This window comes from Chryseobacterium sp. CFS15, assembly GCF_031118795.1.
GTDB classification, from domain to species: Bacteria; Bacteroidota; Bacteroidia; order Flavobacteriales; family Weeksellaceae; genus Chryseobacterium; species Chryseobacterium indoltheticum.
On record NZ_JAVHYL010000018.1, the window covers coordinates 13,883 to 28,683 of the forward strand.

16 protein-coding genes are annotated in these 14,801 nt (G+C 32.8%); 12 read left to right on the forward strand and 4 right to left on the reverse strand.

Annotated elements, in window-relative coordinates; genetic code table 11:
- Positions 1-62: 62 nt before the first annotated feature.
- Positions 63-1,334, forward strand: a complete 1,272-nt coding sequence (locus OH814_RS19725; protein ID WP_308829342.1) for a T9SS type A sorting domain-containing protein — start codon at positions 63-65, stop codon at positions 1,332-1,334.
- 8 nt (positions 1,335-1,342) lie between these two features.
- Positions 1,343-2,464: a T9SS type A sorting domain-containing protein gene (locus OH814_RS19730; protein ID WP_308829343.1), complete on the forward strand. Its 1,122-nt coding sequence runs from the start codon at positions 1,343-1,345 to the stop codon at positions 2,462-2,464.
- Between the two features lie 82 nt (positions 2,465-2,546).
- Here the strand turns inward: OH814_RS19730 and clpP are convergent, their stop codons facing one another.
- Together clpP and dnaG are read right to left on the reverse strand one after the other, a co-directional pair.
- Positions 2,547-3,233: an ATP-dependent Clp endopeptidase proteolytic subunit ClpP gene (clpP, locus tag OH814_RS19735; RefSeq protein ID WP_074231705.1), complete on the reverse strand. Its 687-nt coding sequence runs from the start codon at positions 3,231-3,233 to the stop codon at positions 2,547-2,549.
- A gap of 238 nt (positions 3,234-3,471) precedes the next feature.
- On the reverse strand, positions 3,472-5,457 hold the full coding sequence (dnaG, locus tag OH814_RS19740) for a DNA primase (protein ID WP_308829344.1): 1,986 nt from the start codon (positions 5,455-5,457) through the stop codon (positions 3,472-3,474).
- A gap of 152 nt (positions 5,458-5,609) precedes the next feature.
- Between dnaG and OH814_RS19745 the strand changes: the two genes are divergently transcribed.
- The 10 genes from OH814_RS19745 (at position 5,610) to OH814_RS19790 (ending at position 13,148) form a co-directional block, all read left to right on the forward strand.
- Positions 5,610-6,539, forward strand: a complete 930-nt coding sequence (locus OH814_RS19745) for a hypothetical protein (RefSeq protein ID WP_308829345.1) — start codon at positions 5,610-5,612, stop codon at positions 6,537-6,539.
- A 123-nt stretch (positions 6,540-6,662) separates the two neighbouring features.
- Complete coding sequence (tsaE, locus tag OH814_RS19750) at positions 6,663-7,070, forward strand: tRNA (adenosine(37)-N6)-threonylcarbamoyltransferase complex ATPase subunit type 1 TsaE (protein WP_308829346.1); 408 nt, start codon at positions 6,663-6,665, stop codon at positions 7,068-7,070.
- 67 nt (positions 7,071-7,137) lie between these two features.
- A complete protein-coding gene (locus OH814_RS19755; protein WP_076562168.1) occupies positions 7,138-8,331 on the forward strand; it encodes an alanine dehydrogenase in 1,194 nt (397 codons plus the stop codon).
- A 79-nt stretch (positions 8,332-8,410) separates the two neighbouring features.
- Positions 8,411-8,782, forward strand: coding sequence for a hypothetical protein (locus OH814_RS19760; RefSeq protein WP_308829347.1), 372 nt, complete (start codon positions 8,411-8,413; stop codon positions 8,780-8,782).
- 128 nt (positions 8,783-8,910) lie between these two features.
- Complete coding sequence (locus tag OH814_RS19765; protein WP_308829348.1) at positions 8,911-9,681, forward strand: histidine kinase; 771 nt, start codon at positions 8,911-8,913, stop codon at positions 9,679-9,681.
- Positions 9,659-10,369 (forward strand): response regulator transcription factor, encoded by a 711-nt coding sequence (locus OH814_RS19770; protein ID WP_308829349.1) that lies wholly within the window; start codon positions 9,659-9,661, stop codon positions 10,367-10,369. Before OH814_RS19765 ends, OH814_RS19770 begins: the two co-directional genes overlap by 23 nt.
- Before the next feature lie 173 nt (positions 10,370-10,542).
- Complete coding sequence (gene bla-A / locus OH814_RS19775) at positions 10,543-11,415, forward strand: CGA/CIA family class A beta-lactamase (RefSeq protein ID WP_308829350.1); 873 nt, start codon at positions 10,543-10,545, stop codon at positions 11,413-11,415.
- Positions 11,416-11,445: 30 nt separating this feature from the next.
- A complete protein-coding gene (locus OH814_RS19780) occupies positions 11,446-11,862 on the forward strand; it encodes a hypothetical protein (protein WP_308829351.1) in 417 nt (138 codons plus the stop codon).
- Positions 11,862-12,752, forward strand: coding sequence for a 3-hydroxybutyryl-CoA dehydrogenase (locus OH814_RS19785; protein WP_308829375.1), 891 nt, complete (start codon positions 11,862-11,864; stop codon positions 12,750-12,752). Before OH814_RS19780 ends, OH814_RS19785 begins: the two co-directional genes overlap by 1 nt.
- A gap of 156 nt (positions 12,753-12,908) precedes the next feature.
- Positions 12,909-13,148 carry a hypothetical protein gene (locus tag OH814_RS19790; protein WP_002977986.1) on the forward strand — a complete coding sequence of 80 codons (240 nt, stop codon included), beginning with the start codon at positions 12,909-12,911 and terminating at the stop codon, positions 13,146-13,148.
- A gap of 51 nt (positions 13,149-13,199) precedes the next feature.
- Here OH814_RS19790 and OH814_RS19795 read toward each other — a convergent pair whose 3' ends face one another.
- Together OH814_RS19795 and OH814_RS19800 are read right to left on the reverse strand one after the other, a co-directional pair.
- Complete coding sequence (locus OH814_RS19795) at positions 13,200-13,610, reverse strand: META domain-containing protein (protein WP_076562174.1); 411 nt, start codon at positions 13,608-13,610, stop codon at positions 13,200-13,202.
- Between the two features lie 85 nt (positions 13,611-13,695).
- Positions 13,696-14,775: a hypothetical protein gene (locus OH814_RS19800; protein ID WP_308829353.1), complete on the reverse strand. Its 1,080-nt coding sequence runs from the start codon at positions 14,773-14,775 to the stop codon at positions 13,696-13,698.
- Positions 14,776-14,801 lie beyond the last annotated feature (26 nt).

Genomic DNA, 14,801 nt, shown 5'->3' on the forward strand with positions numbered 1-14,801 from the left:
TTTCATGACTGTTTTTTCCTGCAGTGAAGTTTCGGGAACAAAACTTTAAATTTAATTATATCATGAAGAAAATCTATTTTCTTATTCTTGCCTTTGTATTTTCATTTGCAAATGCTCAAACTGAAGGAGTTTTAGTGCTCAACGAAGGCGGCGCCGGAAGCAATAATGCTGAAATTTCGCTGATCAACAATCAATCTGTTGTTACCAACAATTATTTTAAACTTAAAAACAATAATGCTACGCTGGGTGATACTGCTCAGGACATTAAAATTTTTGGTGATAAGATTTTTGTGGTTTTAAACATTTCCAATCAAATCAAAGTCATTAATAAATCTGATTTTACTTTGATTACAACTATTTCTACCAATCTTGATAACCCAAGATACATCGCATTCAGCGGAAACAAATTTTATGTAACCAATTGGGGAAACAATGGTCCAACAAACTACGTATCGGTTTATGATTTAAACACTTACGCTCATCAAGCTAATATTCCTGTAGGAAATGGCCCCGAAAAGATTTTTAGTAAAAACAACAAACTATATGTTTTGTTGAAAGGAGGTTACGGTCTCAATCATTTTATGGATGTAATCAACACGACAACCAATACTGTCGAATCACAGGTAAATGTAGGTGACTCACCAAACAGTATTTTTGAAAAAGACAATCTTTTGTACATAATGAGTTCGGGAGATCCTTATGCACAAACTTCTTTTGGGACACTTACTGTTTATAATACAACGAATCAAACTACGGTTTCTAGCACTACATTTCCGGCTGGCGTAAAGCCAGCTTATATGGATACTGACGGAACGAACATTTATTACATGAATGAAGCTTCCATTTACAAAACACCAATTGATGCACCGTCGATTAATACCACGCCTATTGCAGTTACGCCCATTACCGTAAACAGCTATGGTACTGCGTACGGATTTAATGTTATTAATAATAAAATTTATGCAGCCGATCCTTCAGGATATGTTTCGCCGGGAAAAATTTACACGTACGATTTACAAGGTACTTTACTGAATACTTTTACAGTAACTTCTCTACCTAATCAAATCATTGCTTATAATAGCGCATCCCTTTCTACATCTGAAAATAGTAAAGTTTCAAAATTAACGATATATCCAAATCCTGCAAGCAACAGATTCTTTGTACAAGGCCTGAATTCTGGAAATGTACAGGTTTATGATCTCAATGGAAGAATCGTTATTAATGAGAAATACACTGAAAAAGGAATTAATGTTAGCACATTATCAAAAGGTATTTATATTGTAAAAGTTACCGAAAAAAATATCAACTTCAGCGAAAAGTTAATCATTAAATAATAGTTGATATGCAAAAAATATTAAGTTTTATATTCACTTTTATTGTTGCGTTATGTTTTGCACAATTAACAGCAAACGATGTAAAGTTTTTTGTGGGAACAGGCTCTCAAACCGCTTATTTTGTTGCCGATTTTAAAGACGGAACTGATGACAGATCTTATGTTTGGGGAGTAAAATTCAATCCCGGACAAAATATTACCGGTCCTCAAATGATGCAAATGATAAAAAATGCAGAACCGGCATTTGATTATATTCTTACTTTCAATAACGGCTTTCTTGATAAAGTATCATTTAATGATCATGTTGCACAATCTGCACCAGACTATTGGTGTTTATGGGGAGGTAGCGATACAAATAATTGGTCTATGGGAGGATGGATGAACAGCGGAACAATTTCAAACGGAGAATGGTATGGCGCAAGCTACGGTTTTAGTAATCCTACTGCTGAAGCTCCTGCAACGCCAATTCCTGCCTACAGTTCGTTATGGTTTAATTTTTCACAAATCACCAACTGGATTGGAACAGGAAGCAATAAAAGTTTAGTTGTTATCGATTTCGGAACCGATAATTCTAACGGAAATGCTAATTCTTTTGTTTTTGGAATTCAATACAACGGAACCATTACCGCAGAACAGGCTTTACAGTTGATTGATGCTCAAAGCAGCACCTTTAATTATACTTCTGTTGCAAATCAGGTTTCTACTTTATCATTGAATTCTTTATCAGGAACAGCAAACGGTACAAACACCTGGAAATTATACAAAGGAACCAATCTATCAAACTGGAAAACCAATGCTAATCTTTCTACAATAACCTTAACAAATAATGATTGGTTTGGATTGAGTTTCGGAACAAGAAGACCGTTTACGCCAACAGAAGCCAATGTTAATTTAAGTGTTTCGGATGCTGTAAAGCAAAGCTTTAAAATATATCCGAATCCTGCGAGTGATTTTATCATTATTGAAACCAAAGATGAGATCAATACTATCAACATCTACTCTATTTCAGGTCAAAAAGTTTTGAATACAAAAAGTAAAAAGATTAATATTCAAAGTTTGAAATCGGGAGTTTATTTGGTTGAAATTAAAACCAATCAGTCGACAACGACACATAAAATCATCAAAAAGTAATTCAAATTTTAGGATTAAAAAAATCCCCGTTCACTTCGAGAATCTCAGTGAGCGGGGATTTTTATTTTAGTTCAAGAAAAAATTATTTCTTCTCTTTTGATCTTTGTAAAACTTCATCTACCATTCCAAAATCTTTCGCTTCGGTAGAAGTCATCCAGTAATCTCTGTCTGACGCTTTCTCAACCCACTCGTAAGTTTGTCCAGAATGCTCAGAAATAATGTCATAAAGCTCTTTTTTAAGCTTCAACATCTCTCTTAAATTGATTTCCATATCAGAAGCAACACCTTGAGCTCCACCAGAAGGCTGGTGAATCATCACTCTTGAGTGTTTCAAAGCAGAACGTTTTCCTTTTTCACCTGCAACCAATAAAACAGCTCCCATTGAAGCGGCAATACCAGTACAGATTGTAGCAACATCCGGCTTGATGATCTGCATCGTGTCATAAATTCCTAAACCTGCGTAAACGCTTCCTCCAGGAGAATTGATGTAGATCTGAATATCTTTTGAAGGATCTGCACTTTCTAAGAATAATAACTGGGCCGTTACAATATTTGCCACCTGATCGTCAATACCTGTTCCCAGGAAAATAATTCTATCCATCATCAAACGAGAGAAAACGTCCATTTGAGCAACGTTTAATCTTCTCTCTTCCATGATGTAAGGCGTAAGATTGGTAGGATTAAACATTCCCATATACTGATCGGTTACCAAACCGTTATTTCCCAAGTGTTTTGTAGAGAAATCTCTGAATTCTTTTTTAATGTCCATATTTCTATCGGTATTATTTTTAAATTTATTTAAACTGTAAATTACAACTTTTATTCCTAAAATTTTATAGGACTTTTTGTCAGTTTAGGTTGCCGTATTTAGTTTGAAAACTGTAGATTTTTTTTAATAAAAATTAATAGCGAATTTTTAATTGTATTAACTTCATACGAAAATTAGACATTATTAGTTTAAAAAGTACATTTAAACTATCAACCGACAACTAAAAACCATCAACTAACTATCGCTTTCTATCAACATAAATCCCTTTGATTGGCGAATACTCAATCATTTCACTTAATCTCATTGAAGCCTGCTTCAATAAAGTTATTTTTTTGATCAGTTCAAAGTATTTCACTTCATCGGTATTGCTGTATTTTTCGAGTTCAGCAATCGTTTCTTTAATTAAATAATCAATGTAACGGTATTTATGAAGTAAAACATCGCCTTTAATCTGTTCGGCAACTTTATCTCCGTAATTCGGCGGGAAAATATTTCTTGAACTCCAATTTTCTAGATCGTCTAAAGGAATCAGTGCGTCAACCACTTTTGTCGTGATCTGCTCATCCATAAAAGTGACAAAAAAACTTCCGCTTCGAAGCTCGTCGTTTTGAATCCCTTCTTTTACCTGATCAATGATAATTTCGTTTCCTTTTACAAGAAACTGATATTGTTCTTCTTCAAAATGATGCAAAATTTCTTCAATTACGGTGATTTGATATTCAGCTTCATTATCATCTTGTCGTTTCAAAACAACATCGCCAAACATCAACATGTGATCTACCAATTTGTTTTCCATAAACAAAACATCATACAGATAAGGATCTCCTTTTTCTTCATCTGGAGGAACAATCTCCATTTTTACCGGAGCTGCTTTTTCCTTTTGCTGCTGTGCATTTTGATTATGGTTTTGGGTAACCTGCCTCTGTACATCAAGCTCATTAAACAAACTCTGCTCTGAAAGACCAAATTTATTGGAAACTTCTTTCAGATAAACTTCCCTTTTTAAAGCGTTTTGAACAAATCCGACAGATTTTACAATATCCCGGATCGCTTCCGACTTTTTAATAGGATCGTTTCCGACTTCCTTTAAAAGAATTTCAGCTTTAAAATCAATAAAATCCATCGCTTGATTTTCGATGAACTTTTCAACATATTCCTGCGGATGTTTTCTGGCAAAAGAATCGGGGTCATCACCATCCGGGAAAAGCAAAACTCTGATGTTCATCCCTTCGGTAAGAAGCATATCGATACTTCTGAAACTCGCTTTAATGCCCGCATTATCACCATCAAAAAGAATCGTCACATTTTCGGTGAGCCTTTTAATAAGCTTAATTTGTTCGGTCGTTAAAGAAGTTCCGGAGCTCGCCACCACATTTTCAATTCCCGACATATGAAGTGAGATCACATCCATATAACCTTCCACCAAAAGACATATATTCTTTCTGGAAATCGCCTGCTTGCTTTGATTTAAGCCATAAAGAACATTTGACTTATGATAAATTTCTGTTTCGGGAGAATTGAGATATTTGGCGGTTTTTATATTGTTTTTTAGAATCCTGGCTCCAAAACCCAAGACTCTGCCCGAAAAACTGTGAATCGGAAACATCACTCTTTCACGAAAACGATCGATTCCGTTGGGAGCATTTTCTGGAAAGATCGAAAGTCCAGATTTTTCTAAAACTTCTTTTGTATAACCTTTTTCAATGGCGAATTCGGTAAAAGCATTTTTCTTTTCCGGTGAGAAACCAAGCTGAAATTTTTTTATAATATCATCTTTCAGTTCACGCTCTCTGAAATACGAAAGCCCGATTGCTCTGCCTTCATCATTTTCCCAAAGTATGTTTTGAAAAAAATCATTGGCGACTTCATGTATCTTATAAAGTAGATCTCTTTCAGACTGAGCATTTTTTGCTTCTTCAGAAAACTCTCGCTGGTCTTCTTCAATTTCGATTCCGTATTTTTTGGCAGCGTGACGCAGCGCTTCAGGATAAGTGAAGTTTTCGATTTCCATTAAAAAAGAAATCGCTGTTCCTCCTTTTCCGGTGGAGAAATCTTTCCAAATCTGCTTACTTGGAGAAACTACAAAGCTTGGCGATTTTTCTTCATGAAACGGACTTAAACCTTTAAAATTTGATCCCGCTCTCTTCAACTGCACATATTCGCCAACAATCTCTTCTACGCGGATTGTTGAAAATATTTTATCTATGGTCTGTTTGGAAATCATAATGGCAAAAATAGATAAATTTAAATTGAAGTCACAGAAGGAAATTGAGATAAATTTGAAGACCATCTTCTATTCATTTACTAAATAACTTTGTTTCTATGGAGATTTATTTTTTATATTGCAATATAAACTCAAAGTAATTTTACAATTTTATGAATGTTTTCAAAGTGCATTTCATTTTACTGATGTCATTTATTTCTTGTAGAAATAATCATGTACACAGTGTTCAGACAAAACAAACAGAAGATATTGGTAATAATCATTTTTCTAAAGAGGTAAATTATATACCTTATTATAATGAAATTTACAAAGCTGATAGTTTATATATAACCAAAAATTATAAAGAAACTTACGAAATATTAGATCGCTTATTAAAAACATACAAACCTGTCGATGGATGGTTTGTGAATGTGTCAAGGAATTATTTAATTTCTAAAAGTAAAGCATCAACGATTGAACGTGAAGACGTTGAGAATTATCTCCGTGAAAAAGCATATGATGTTAACGCAGTTTTAAAAGATAAAAGTATTGCTGAACTTTTAGAAAAACTAAATATAAGCAAAGACGACGTTGAAAAGATTGTAAAAGAAAATGTAAGTAAAATTAATTTGCCTCTCCGATCAGAATTAAATAAAATGAACATTGATGATCAGGATGTTAGAAACAGATTAAACACTGAAGATAGTATAAAAAAAGTAGATCGGAGACATAGTGAAAGATTAAAAGAAATTATTAAAATCTATGGTTTTCCAAATAAAAATTTAATTGGGGGTTATATGGTTCAAGGAAAATCTGCCGATGTTAGTCTTTCTGTAATCTTCAATCATTTGTCTTATAATGGTGATTACGAATATTTCAAGAGAACATTACCAAATTTAGTTAAAAATGGAACTTGTGATCCTTTTAATTATGCGATGATGGAGGACAGGAAAAACGAAATTAATAATAAACCAATAGACTATCACGTAATTATAGCTATTGATGAAAATGTTGATAAGAAAAAGATAAATACCAATAGAAGAGCAATTGGTCTACCTTCTTTAGAATATCAGGAATTTAAGAAAAAACTTATGTCAAATTAATAATCATTAAGATATTTTTTTCGAAGAATAACCTTATTATAGCAACAAAGCTGGCTGAATGTTATTCAGTCAGTTTTATTTTGAGCATTATTAAAAATTTACCACAAATAATTATCTTTGCTTATGCAATTTATTATTCATCAGATTAACGACTGGCAAAATGTCGTAGATTCTATTTTACCGGAGTTGAAACATAATATTCTTCTTTTAAAAGGAAATTTAGGCGCAGGAAAAACTACATTTACTCAATTCCTGCTTAAAAATCTGGGCAGTAAAGATGAAGTAAACTCCCCTACCTATTCTATTGTTAATGAATACAATTCACCAAAAGGAAAAATCTATCATTTTGATCTGTATCGTTTAAAAAACATAGAAGAAGTTTATGATATTGGTATTGAAGAGTATCTCGACAATGCTTATCTGTGTATTATAGAATGGCCGGAAGTGTATGAAGATGAATTGTACGGATTAAATTACCACTCAATGAGCATCAATAATACAGGAGAAAACAGAGAAATTACATTCGATTAAATATTATATCTTTGCTTATAGAAATCGATTGTATTAAAAAAATTCTGTAAGTCATAATTAAACAAAAATGAGTACTACAAATATTTTTACTCCTTTTTCCGAAGAAGAATTAATTCCGAAGGAAGAGAAGTTGGAAGTTATCAAAAAAGGGAAACAGTTTAGCATAGGGATTCCTAAAGAAACCTGTCTCAACGAAAGAAGAACATGCATAACGCCCGATGCAGTACAGGTTTTGGTAGAACATGGTCACGAAATCATCATTGAAGCCGGTGCCGGGCAAGGCTCATTTTTCACAGATTTACAATATTCTGAATCGGGAGCAAGAATAACTCAGGATGCCAAGGAAGCGTTTTCCCAAGATCTTGTTTTAAAGGTAAACCCTCCTACAGAAGAGGAAATCGATTATTTCAAACCCAATACCTATCTGGTTTCTGCACTTCAGATCAATTTAAGAGATAAAGATTATTTCTTAAAACTGGCAGAGAAAAAAATCAATGCAATCGCTTTTGAATTTATTGCTGACGAATACAAACAACTGGCTTTGGTAAGATTGGTCGGGGAAATTGCAGGAACAGTTTCAATTTTATATGCTTCAGAATTACTCGCTTTATCAAACGGGTTAATGCTTGGCGGAATTACCGGAGTAAGACCTACAGAAGTAGTGATTTTAGGAGCCGGAATCGTTGGTGAATTTGCGACAAAAGCAGCGATCGGATTAGGCGCAAGTGTGAAAGTTTTTGATAATAGCCTCTCAAAGCTGCGAAGACTTCATACTTTAGTAGACAGCAGAGTTCCTACATCGATCATTGATCCTAAAGAATTAAGTAAAAGCTTAAGAAGAGCCGACGTTGTGATAGGAGCTTTACCAAGACTCAATATGCAGCCAATCGTTACCGAAGACATGGTAATGAACATGAAAAAAGGCAGCGTTATCATTGATATTGTAATCGACAACGGAAAAGCAATCGAAACTTCCGAGCTTACCACCATGGATGATCCTTACATCATCAAGCATGGCGTTATTCACTGCGGATTACCGAATCTTACATCAAAAATGCCAAGAACAACGACAAAAGCAATTTCCAATTTCTTTCTTTCTTATATTTTAAACTACGATTTGGAAGGCGGTTTTGAAAATATGCTGATTCGCAAAAACGAAATGAAGCAAAGTTTATACATGTATAAAGGCAGACATACCAAAAAAGTTATCTGCGACCGTTTCGGGCTTACTTATCACGACATTAATCTTTTACTATTTTAGTCTAAAAAAAGATAAAAATATATTCATCAGTAATTTTTAGCAAACCCATACGATCTTTAAAAGATAGTAAAATCAACGTATGAAGAAAATAAAATTCTTTCTTATCGGGCTTATTCCCGGACTTATCATCGTATTTTTTGTCCTTAATGCAAAAGGCGCAAGCTGCAGCGGATATTTACCAAACAGCCGTGTCATTGCAGAAACTCTTTCAAAAGATTTCGAGTATTCTGAAAATTTCAAAAATGAAATGAATGCTCTAAAAATTAATGAAAAATTCTTAAAAGACAGCATTATCACTTTAGGAAAAATAGATTTTGACCGCAGTCATGCTCAGAAAAAACCATGTCCGGATTATGTGATCACTTCTCCTGAGAAAAATCCTGTCTACGAAATCACTTTTGAGAAATGTGAAGAAAAAGCAGTTCTGCGTTCTTTGAAAAAGCTTAAATAAAATATTCTTTAGCCACGAATACACAAATTTTTATTGATTATTGTTCGTGTATTCGTGGCAAATAAGATTAGCATTTAAAGCTTCACAATATTTAAAACAATAAATTTCATCTAAAAATTTTACTTAAAATGGATGGCAATTACTACATGATTCATGATTATCTGATCTTTTTTGGAGTTTTTGCTATTTTCTTTTTTCTTACGGTGAGCATTTACCTTTTTAGCCAGAATGAACGACTAAAAAATAAAAACAAAAAACTTTCCGAAAGCAATAAACTCATTGAACATAAGTTGAATGAATTTCAGCTGGAACATATAGGAACCAAGCTCAATCCGCATTTATTTAAAAACATTCTCAATTCTGTACAGTCGCACGCTTATCAAACTTATATGTCACTTGACAAACTGGCCAATGTTCTCGACTATATTTTATACGAAAGCAATAACAGATTTGTAAGCCCAAAAGAGGAACTAAGCTTCGCATTAAGTCTTATTGAAATTAATAAAATAAAGGTTAATCCGCTTTTTGATTTTAGAATTAAATCGAAAATTGATAAATCCGATTCTGTTTTCGAAGAAAAAATATTTGCTCCGCTCATTACTGTTGATTTAATTGAAAACGCTTTTAAGCACACCGATTTTCTGGCTCAGGATTCTTTTATTTCTATCGTATTGGAACTTGAAGGTGGAATTTTCTCGATGAAGATAAACAATAAAGCCTCACTTAAAAATGTATTGCATAAAGATCACAGCGGTTTTGGAAGCCAATCTTTGGATCAACGTTTAAAAATGATCTACACCAATTTTTATTCGCTTCAAAAGAATTCAAAAAACGGTATCTTCACTGCAGAATTAACAATCAATTTAGGCGAATTCTATGATAAAATGCGTTATTCTTGACGATGAATTGTTGGCAATAAGCTACCTAAAACTTTTATGTGAACAGATTGAAAATGTAGAAGTTGTAAAAGCTTTCAACGACCCAAAAATCTTTCTCAACGAAATAAAAAATATAGATTGCAACCTTTGTATTTTAGACATCGAAATGCCGGGAATGACCGGTTTGCAAGTGGCAGAACTGATTTCAGATTCCAAAAAAATCATATTTACAACCGCCTACAAAGAATATGCTGCAGAAGCTTTTGATCTGAATGTGGTAGATTATGTACGGAAACCTATAAAAAAAGAAAGACTGATTCAGGCATTTGAAAAAGCAAAAGATCTTTTGAGTAATACTAAGAAAAAAGAATTTATAGAATGGAATACCAACATCGGTAAATCTACAATTTTCACAGAGCAGATTGCCTACATTAAAACTTCAGAAATCGACAGCCGCGATAAAGATATTATCCTTAAAGACGGAACGGTAATCGTACTTAAAAATCTTAATTTCAAATCTTTACTGGAAATGCTTCCGTCCAAAGATTTCGCGCAGGTAAATAAAAAAGAGATTATTGCTTTATCTTCTGTAAAAGTTTTATCGACCAACGAAATAATCACAACGATATCCAATGAGTCTGATCAGTTTCTGAAACTTCAGATTGGTGACACCTATAGAAATTCTTTCATGGAAATGTTTGGAAAATAGTTAGTTCAAATTTTATTTTCCAAAATCTCACGGCTTAGATTATTTCAGTTTTACTAACATAAGAATCGGACACAAATTTAAATAAGTAAATTATATTGATTTAAAATTGCAAAAAATCTTAAATTGCAAATCCCTTTTATTATCTGAAAGGGATTTGTTTTAAACAGAATATTATGAAAAAAACAGCACTTCTTTTTCTATTGGTTTCAGCATTTACTTTTGCTCAGAAATCTGCTTTAGCGCAAAAGGTAGATTCAATTATTAAAGATAAAAAAGCGACTGTCGGAGTTTCTGTTTTAGGTTTTCAAGATGCTTTTAAATACAATAAAAATGCAGAGACAAAGTTACCCATGCTTAGTGTTTTTAAGTTTCATATTGCAGCAACAGTTCTAGATTTAGTAGATGAAGGAAAGCTTTCATTAGACCAGAAAATTTTAATAAAAAAAAGCGATTTGCTGGAAAATACATGGTCGCCGATTCGGGAAAAATATCCTGACGGAAATGTAGAACTCCCATTAAGTGAAATCATCAATTATACTGTTGCATGGAGTGATAACAATGGTTGTGATGTATTATTAAGGTTAATCGGAGGTACACAAGTCGTGCAGAAATTTATGGATTCTAAAGGAGTGAAAGATTTTCAGATTAAACATAACGAAGAGCAAATGCACAAAGGAGCGAAATATTTGTATGAAAATTATACCACAACAAATTCTTTGAGCCAGCTTTACAAAAGCTTCTACGATGGCAAAATTTTGTCTGAAAAATCAACAAAGTTTTTATATGACATCATGCTGAATACCTCTACCGGAGGAAATAAATTGAAAGAACAGTTGCCGAAACAATCTATTGCTCACAAAACAGGATCTTCGGGAAAAGATGGAGACTTAACTATCGCAGAAAATGATTCGGGAATTGTTACTTTACCCAATGGCAAGCATTATGCAATAGTAGTATTTATTAGCAATTCAACCGAAACAGACGAAGTGAATTGCAAGATGATTTCCAATATTTCAAAAGCAGTTTGGGATCATTTTAATAAGTAAAATTTAAAGCTTAATTTTAAAACCATTAAAATGAAAAAAATAATTTTAACAATAGCGGTGTTCAGTTGTACATTTTTCTTTGCTCAGAAAAGCGAGAATTATATTGAAATAAGCTACAACAGCATTTGTTGCGGTACTCCATCGACGGCTCCTGTAATGAAATATATCAACAGTTTTCAAGGTAAAAAAAATAAACTTGAAATATACCGACAATCACGTTTGGGAAGAGAAGGTGAGTTTAAACTGTTTATCGGAACTGATGCTCTTTCAAAAAGCAAAAAAACAAAGTTTATAAAAGGTCTTGAAGCTGCGATCAATTCTCAGAATAAATCCAGAAATGAAAACAGTGACGGAATTGTAGATTTTAACAGCCAGACAACAATTAAAAAAGAAAAATTAAGTACATTAAATAATCTAACTATATATAAAAAAGAAAATTTAAAATGATCAAAAACATTGTCGTTATCGGAGCTGGAACCATGGGAAATGGTATTGCACATACATTCGCACAAAGCGGTTTTAGTGTAAATTTAGTAGACGTTTCTCAGGAAGCTTTAGACAAAGGATTGAAAACTATTACCACAAACCTTGACAGAATCATTGCAAAGGGAAATCTTACAGAAGAGCAAAAAGCAGAAACTTTAGGAAACATCAAAAGTTTCACTCAGCTAAAAGATGCAGTAACCAACGCAGATTTGGTAGTGGAAGCTGCAACTGAAAATCAGGATTTAAAATTAAAGATTTTCGCTCAGATGGATGAGTTTGCACCGGAAAACTGTATTTTATCTACCAATACTTCATCTATTTCTATTACTAAAATTGCTGCTGCTACCAAAAGAGCAGATAAAGTAATCGGAATGCACTTTATGAACCCGGTTCCGATTATGAAACTGGTAGAAATCATCAAAGGCTACTCTACTTCAAAAGAAACTTTTGACTCTATTTATGAAATGAGCAAAACTTTAGGAAAAGTTCCGGTAGAAGTAAATGATTATCCAGGTTTTGTTGCGAACAGAATTCTGATGCCGATGATCAACGAATCTATCGAAACTTTATACAATGGTGTTGCCGGAGTTGAAGAAATTGATACCGTAATGAAACTGGGAATGGCTCACCCAATGGGACCACTTCAGTTGGCAGATTTTATCGGTCTCGATGTTTGTCTTGCGATCTTAAATGTGATGTATGACGGATTCAAAAATCCTAAATATGCACCAAACCCATTATTGGTAAACATGGTAATGGCAGGAAAATTAGGAGTAAAATCCGGAGAAGGTTTCTATGATTATTCTGAAAGTAAAAAAGCTGAGAAAGTAGCAAAAATGTTTGCAAAATAATAACGCAAACAGTGCATCGTTAGTAGTAATTTCTCTTTTAATGTAAATATATTGATTGAAGATTTATAAACTGACTTTAACAAAAAATTAAATATCAAAGAGAACAAATACCAATAATTTTATTATCTTTGATTCAAAGTTAAAACATTAAAAAAAATGAAATTACCAAAGTTTTTATTAGCAGACAATTCGGAATTTCCTGAAGATTTATTCGTAGTACATACAGAATATCCAAGATTCATCTTAAACGTTGAAGAGGAAGAAGTAGAATGGCTTGACGATTTGGAAGGTGACGATGAAGAAACTATGGCAGACGAAGCTACTAAAGTAGTTGAAGCAGCGTTCAAATGGTGCGACGAAGAGTTGGCTAAGTACGACGAAGAAGAGGAAGATTAAGAAAAACCACTTATAAAAAAAGGAACTCAAATTTGAGTTCCTTTTTTATTTTTATTCAGATTTGTTGAATTTTAAAAGCAACAAATTATCCTGATACAATTCTAAAGTAGTTCCTGAAACTACATATTTATTAGCTTTGTGAAGCATATCGAGGAAGTTTTGCTCAACGCTCATATTAGCACAAGCCATTTTTGTAGAACCCATTTGTGAAGCTTCAAATTTTCCTGATGCTGTTTCCATTGTTACACCGCCAAAATATCGGTTGCAGCCTGCATTTCCGTTGATCTTCGAACCTTCTACATTCAAAGTAGGAACCTGCCCTTTTACGTTGTCAGCTAAAGTCCATTTTGTATTCGCAATTGAAGGTTGTGCTTTACCAACTTTCGATGAAGATGCGTTTTTCATTGTTCCGCAAGATGCCAGAACGGCAAATGTGCATATACTTAAAAAAAGATTTTTCATTTTACTTTTTGATTTAATTCAAATTTACGGAAATTATTAATACTTTATTTCTAAAAAACAGATTTATGTTAAATGTATTTTTAAGTTATTGAATTTTAATAAAATGTTTTTTCAGACTTTCGGCATCCTCATCATTCTGAAAATTCATCCCGATAAGATTGGCGTGTCCCATTTTATAATCTTTATTCGTCAATAGAAAAACTTTTTTTCTCAAAACCTGGTCTAAAGTACTCATTCCTATACTCTTCCGTCTTATGTCTATATCTTTCACCAAAGCATTTCCTTTTTCTCCTCTTTTTTCAGGATAAAACCATTGATGTACATAGCAACAATCTGCTTTTTCAAACATTTCTTCTGCTTTAACATGAGGCCTGTCAGGATTACCTTCATTTTTAAAAATTTGAACTATATCGAAATGCCCGCTAGAATAATTCTGGGTTCCGTTGTTTAAATCTAAAAGAAAAGCTGCGTTTTCCGGAGTAATCTTTCCTTTGTTTAAAGCTTTTATAATTTCGTCTGAAAAATTGACAACTTGTGGACTGTAAAGATTAGTTGCCAATTGATGCCAAATAATAAAATAAAAATTTTGAAAAAAAACTAAGTTGGCAGAGCTTAAACCCAAATCATATTCATTAGGCAATCCTTTTTTCTGAATCAAACTTAAAAGTTTTGTACTCGCAATGCTGTCGTTTTTTGTAATTTCCTTTTTAAATTTCGCATAATTTCCACCGGAAAGTTTTCTGTAATGCTGATCAATCATAAATAAAGAATCCAGTTCTTTTCGGTAATTATCATCAAATTTATTTTTGCATTTTAGCTTTTTGTATTGTTTAATATTGGGAAAATGAGATGAAAGAAAATTTTCTTCAAATTTATATTTCATACAATCTAAAAACTGATAATGTTTAAAAGCATTTTCGTAATCCTTTTTGTTCAGAAGAACTTTCATATGATTATACAAATCATTCGCATGAGGTTCTTTAAAAATTTTAAACGCCTTCTGATAATAAAAATCTGCACCGTCTAACTCATTAGTCACAATCTTATCTTCTGCCGAATTTATGGCTTCATAATAGCTGATTAATTTCTTATTGGTCAGTTCATTATTTTGACAATGAAAAGAAGTGTAAACAAGCAGAAAAACCAGAGCTATAAATGATTTCATATGAATTAAGTTATTTTTAAAACAAA

What these genes read in the sequence shown, in the direction of transcription:
- OH814_RS19725 (WP_308829342.1), top strand. Translation starts at nt 63, where the DNA reads ATGAAGAAAATCTATTTTCTTATTCTTGCCTTTGTATTTTCATTTGCA.
- OH814_RS19730 (WP_308829343.1), top strand. Translation starts at nt 1,343, where the DNA reads ATGCAAAAAATATTAAGTTTTATATTCACTTTTATTGTTGCGTTATGT.
- clpP (WP_074231705.1), bottom strand. Translation starts at nt 3,233, where the DNA reads ATGGACATTAAAAAAGAATTCAGAGATTTCTCTACAAAACACTTGGGA.
- dnaG (WP_308829344.1), bottom strand. Translation starts at nt 5,457, where the DNA reads ATGATTTCCAAACAGACCATAGATAAAATATTTTCAACAATCCGCGTA.
- OH814_RS19745 (WP_308829345.1), top strand. Translation starts at nt 5,610, where the DNA reads ATGAATGTTTTCAAAGTGCATTTCATTTTACTGATGTCATTTATTTCT.
- tsaE (WP_308829346.1), top strand. Translation starts at nt 6,663, where the DNA reads ATGCAATTTATTATTCATCAGATTAACGACTGGCAAAATGTCGTAGAT.
- OH814_RS19755 (WP_076562168.1), top strand. Translation starts at nt 7,138, where the DNA reads ATGAGTACTACAAATATTTTTACTCCTTTTTCCGAAGAAGAATTAATT.
- OH814_RS19760 (WP_308829347.1), top strand. Translation starts at nt 8,411, where the DNA reads ATGAAGAAAATAAAATTCTTTCTTATCGGGCTTATTCCCGGACTTATC.
- OH814_RS19765 (WP_308829348.1), top strand. Translation starts at nt 8,911, where the DNA reads ATGGATGGCAATTACTACATGATTCATGATTATCTGATCTTTTTTGGA.
- OH814_RS19770 (WP_308829349.1), top strand. Translation starts at nt 9,659, where the DNA reads ATGATAAAATGCGTTATTCTTGACGATGAATTGTTGGCAATAAGCTAC.
- bla-A (WP_308829350.1), top strand. Translation starts at nt 10,543, where the DNA reads ATGAAAAAAACAGCACTTCTTTTTCTATTGGTTTCAGCATTTACTTTT.
- OH814_RS19780 (WP_308829351.1), top strand. Translation starts at nt 11,446, where the DNA reads ATGAAAAAAATAATTTTAACAATAGCGGTGTTCAGTTGTACATTTTTC.
- OH814_RS19790 (WP_002977986.1), top strand. Translation starts at nt 12,909, where the DNA reads ATGAAATTACCAAAGTTTTTATTAGCAGACAATTCGGAATTTCCTGAA.
- OH814_RS19795 (WP_076562174.1), bottom strand. Translation starts at nt 13,610, where the DNA reads ATGAAAAATCTTTTTTTAAGTATATGCACATTTGCCGTTCTGGCATCT.
- OH814_RS19800 (WP_308829353.1), bottom strand. Translation starts at nt 14,775, where the DNA reads ATGAAATCATTTATAGCTCTGGTTTTTCTGCTTGTTTACACTTCTTTT.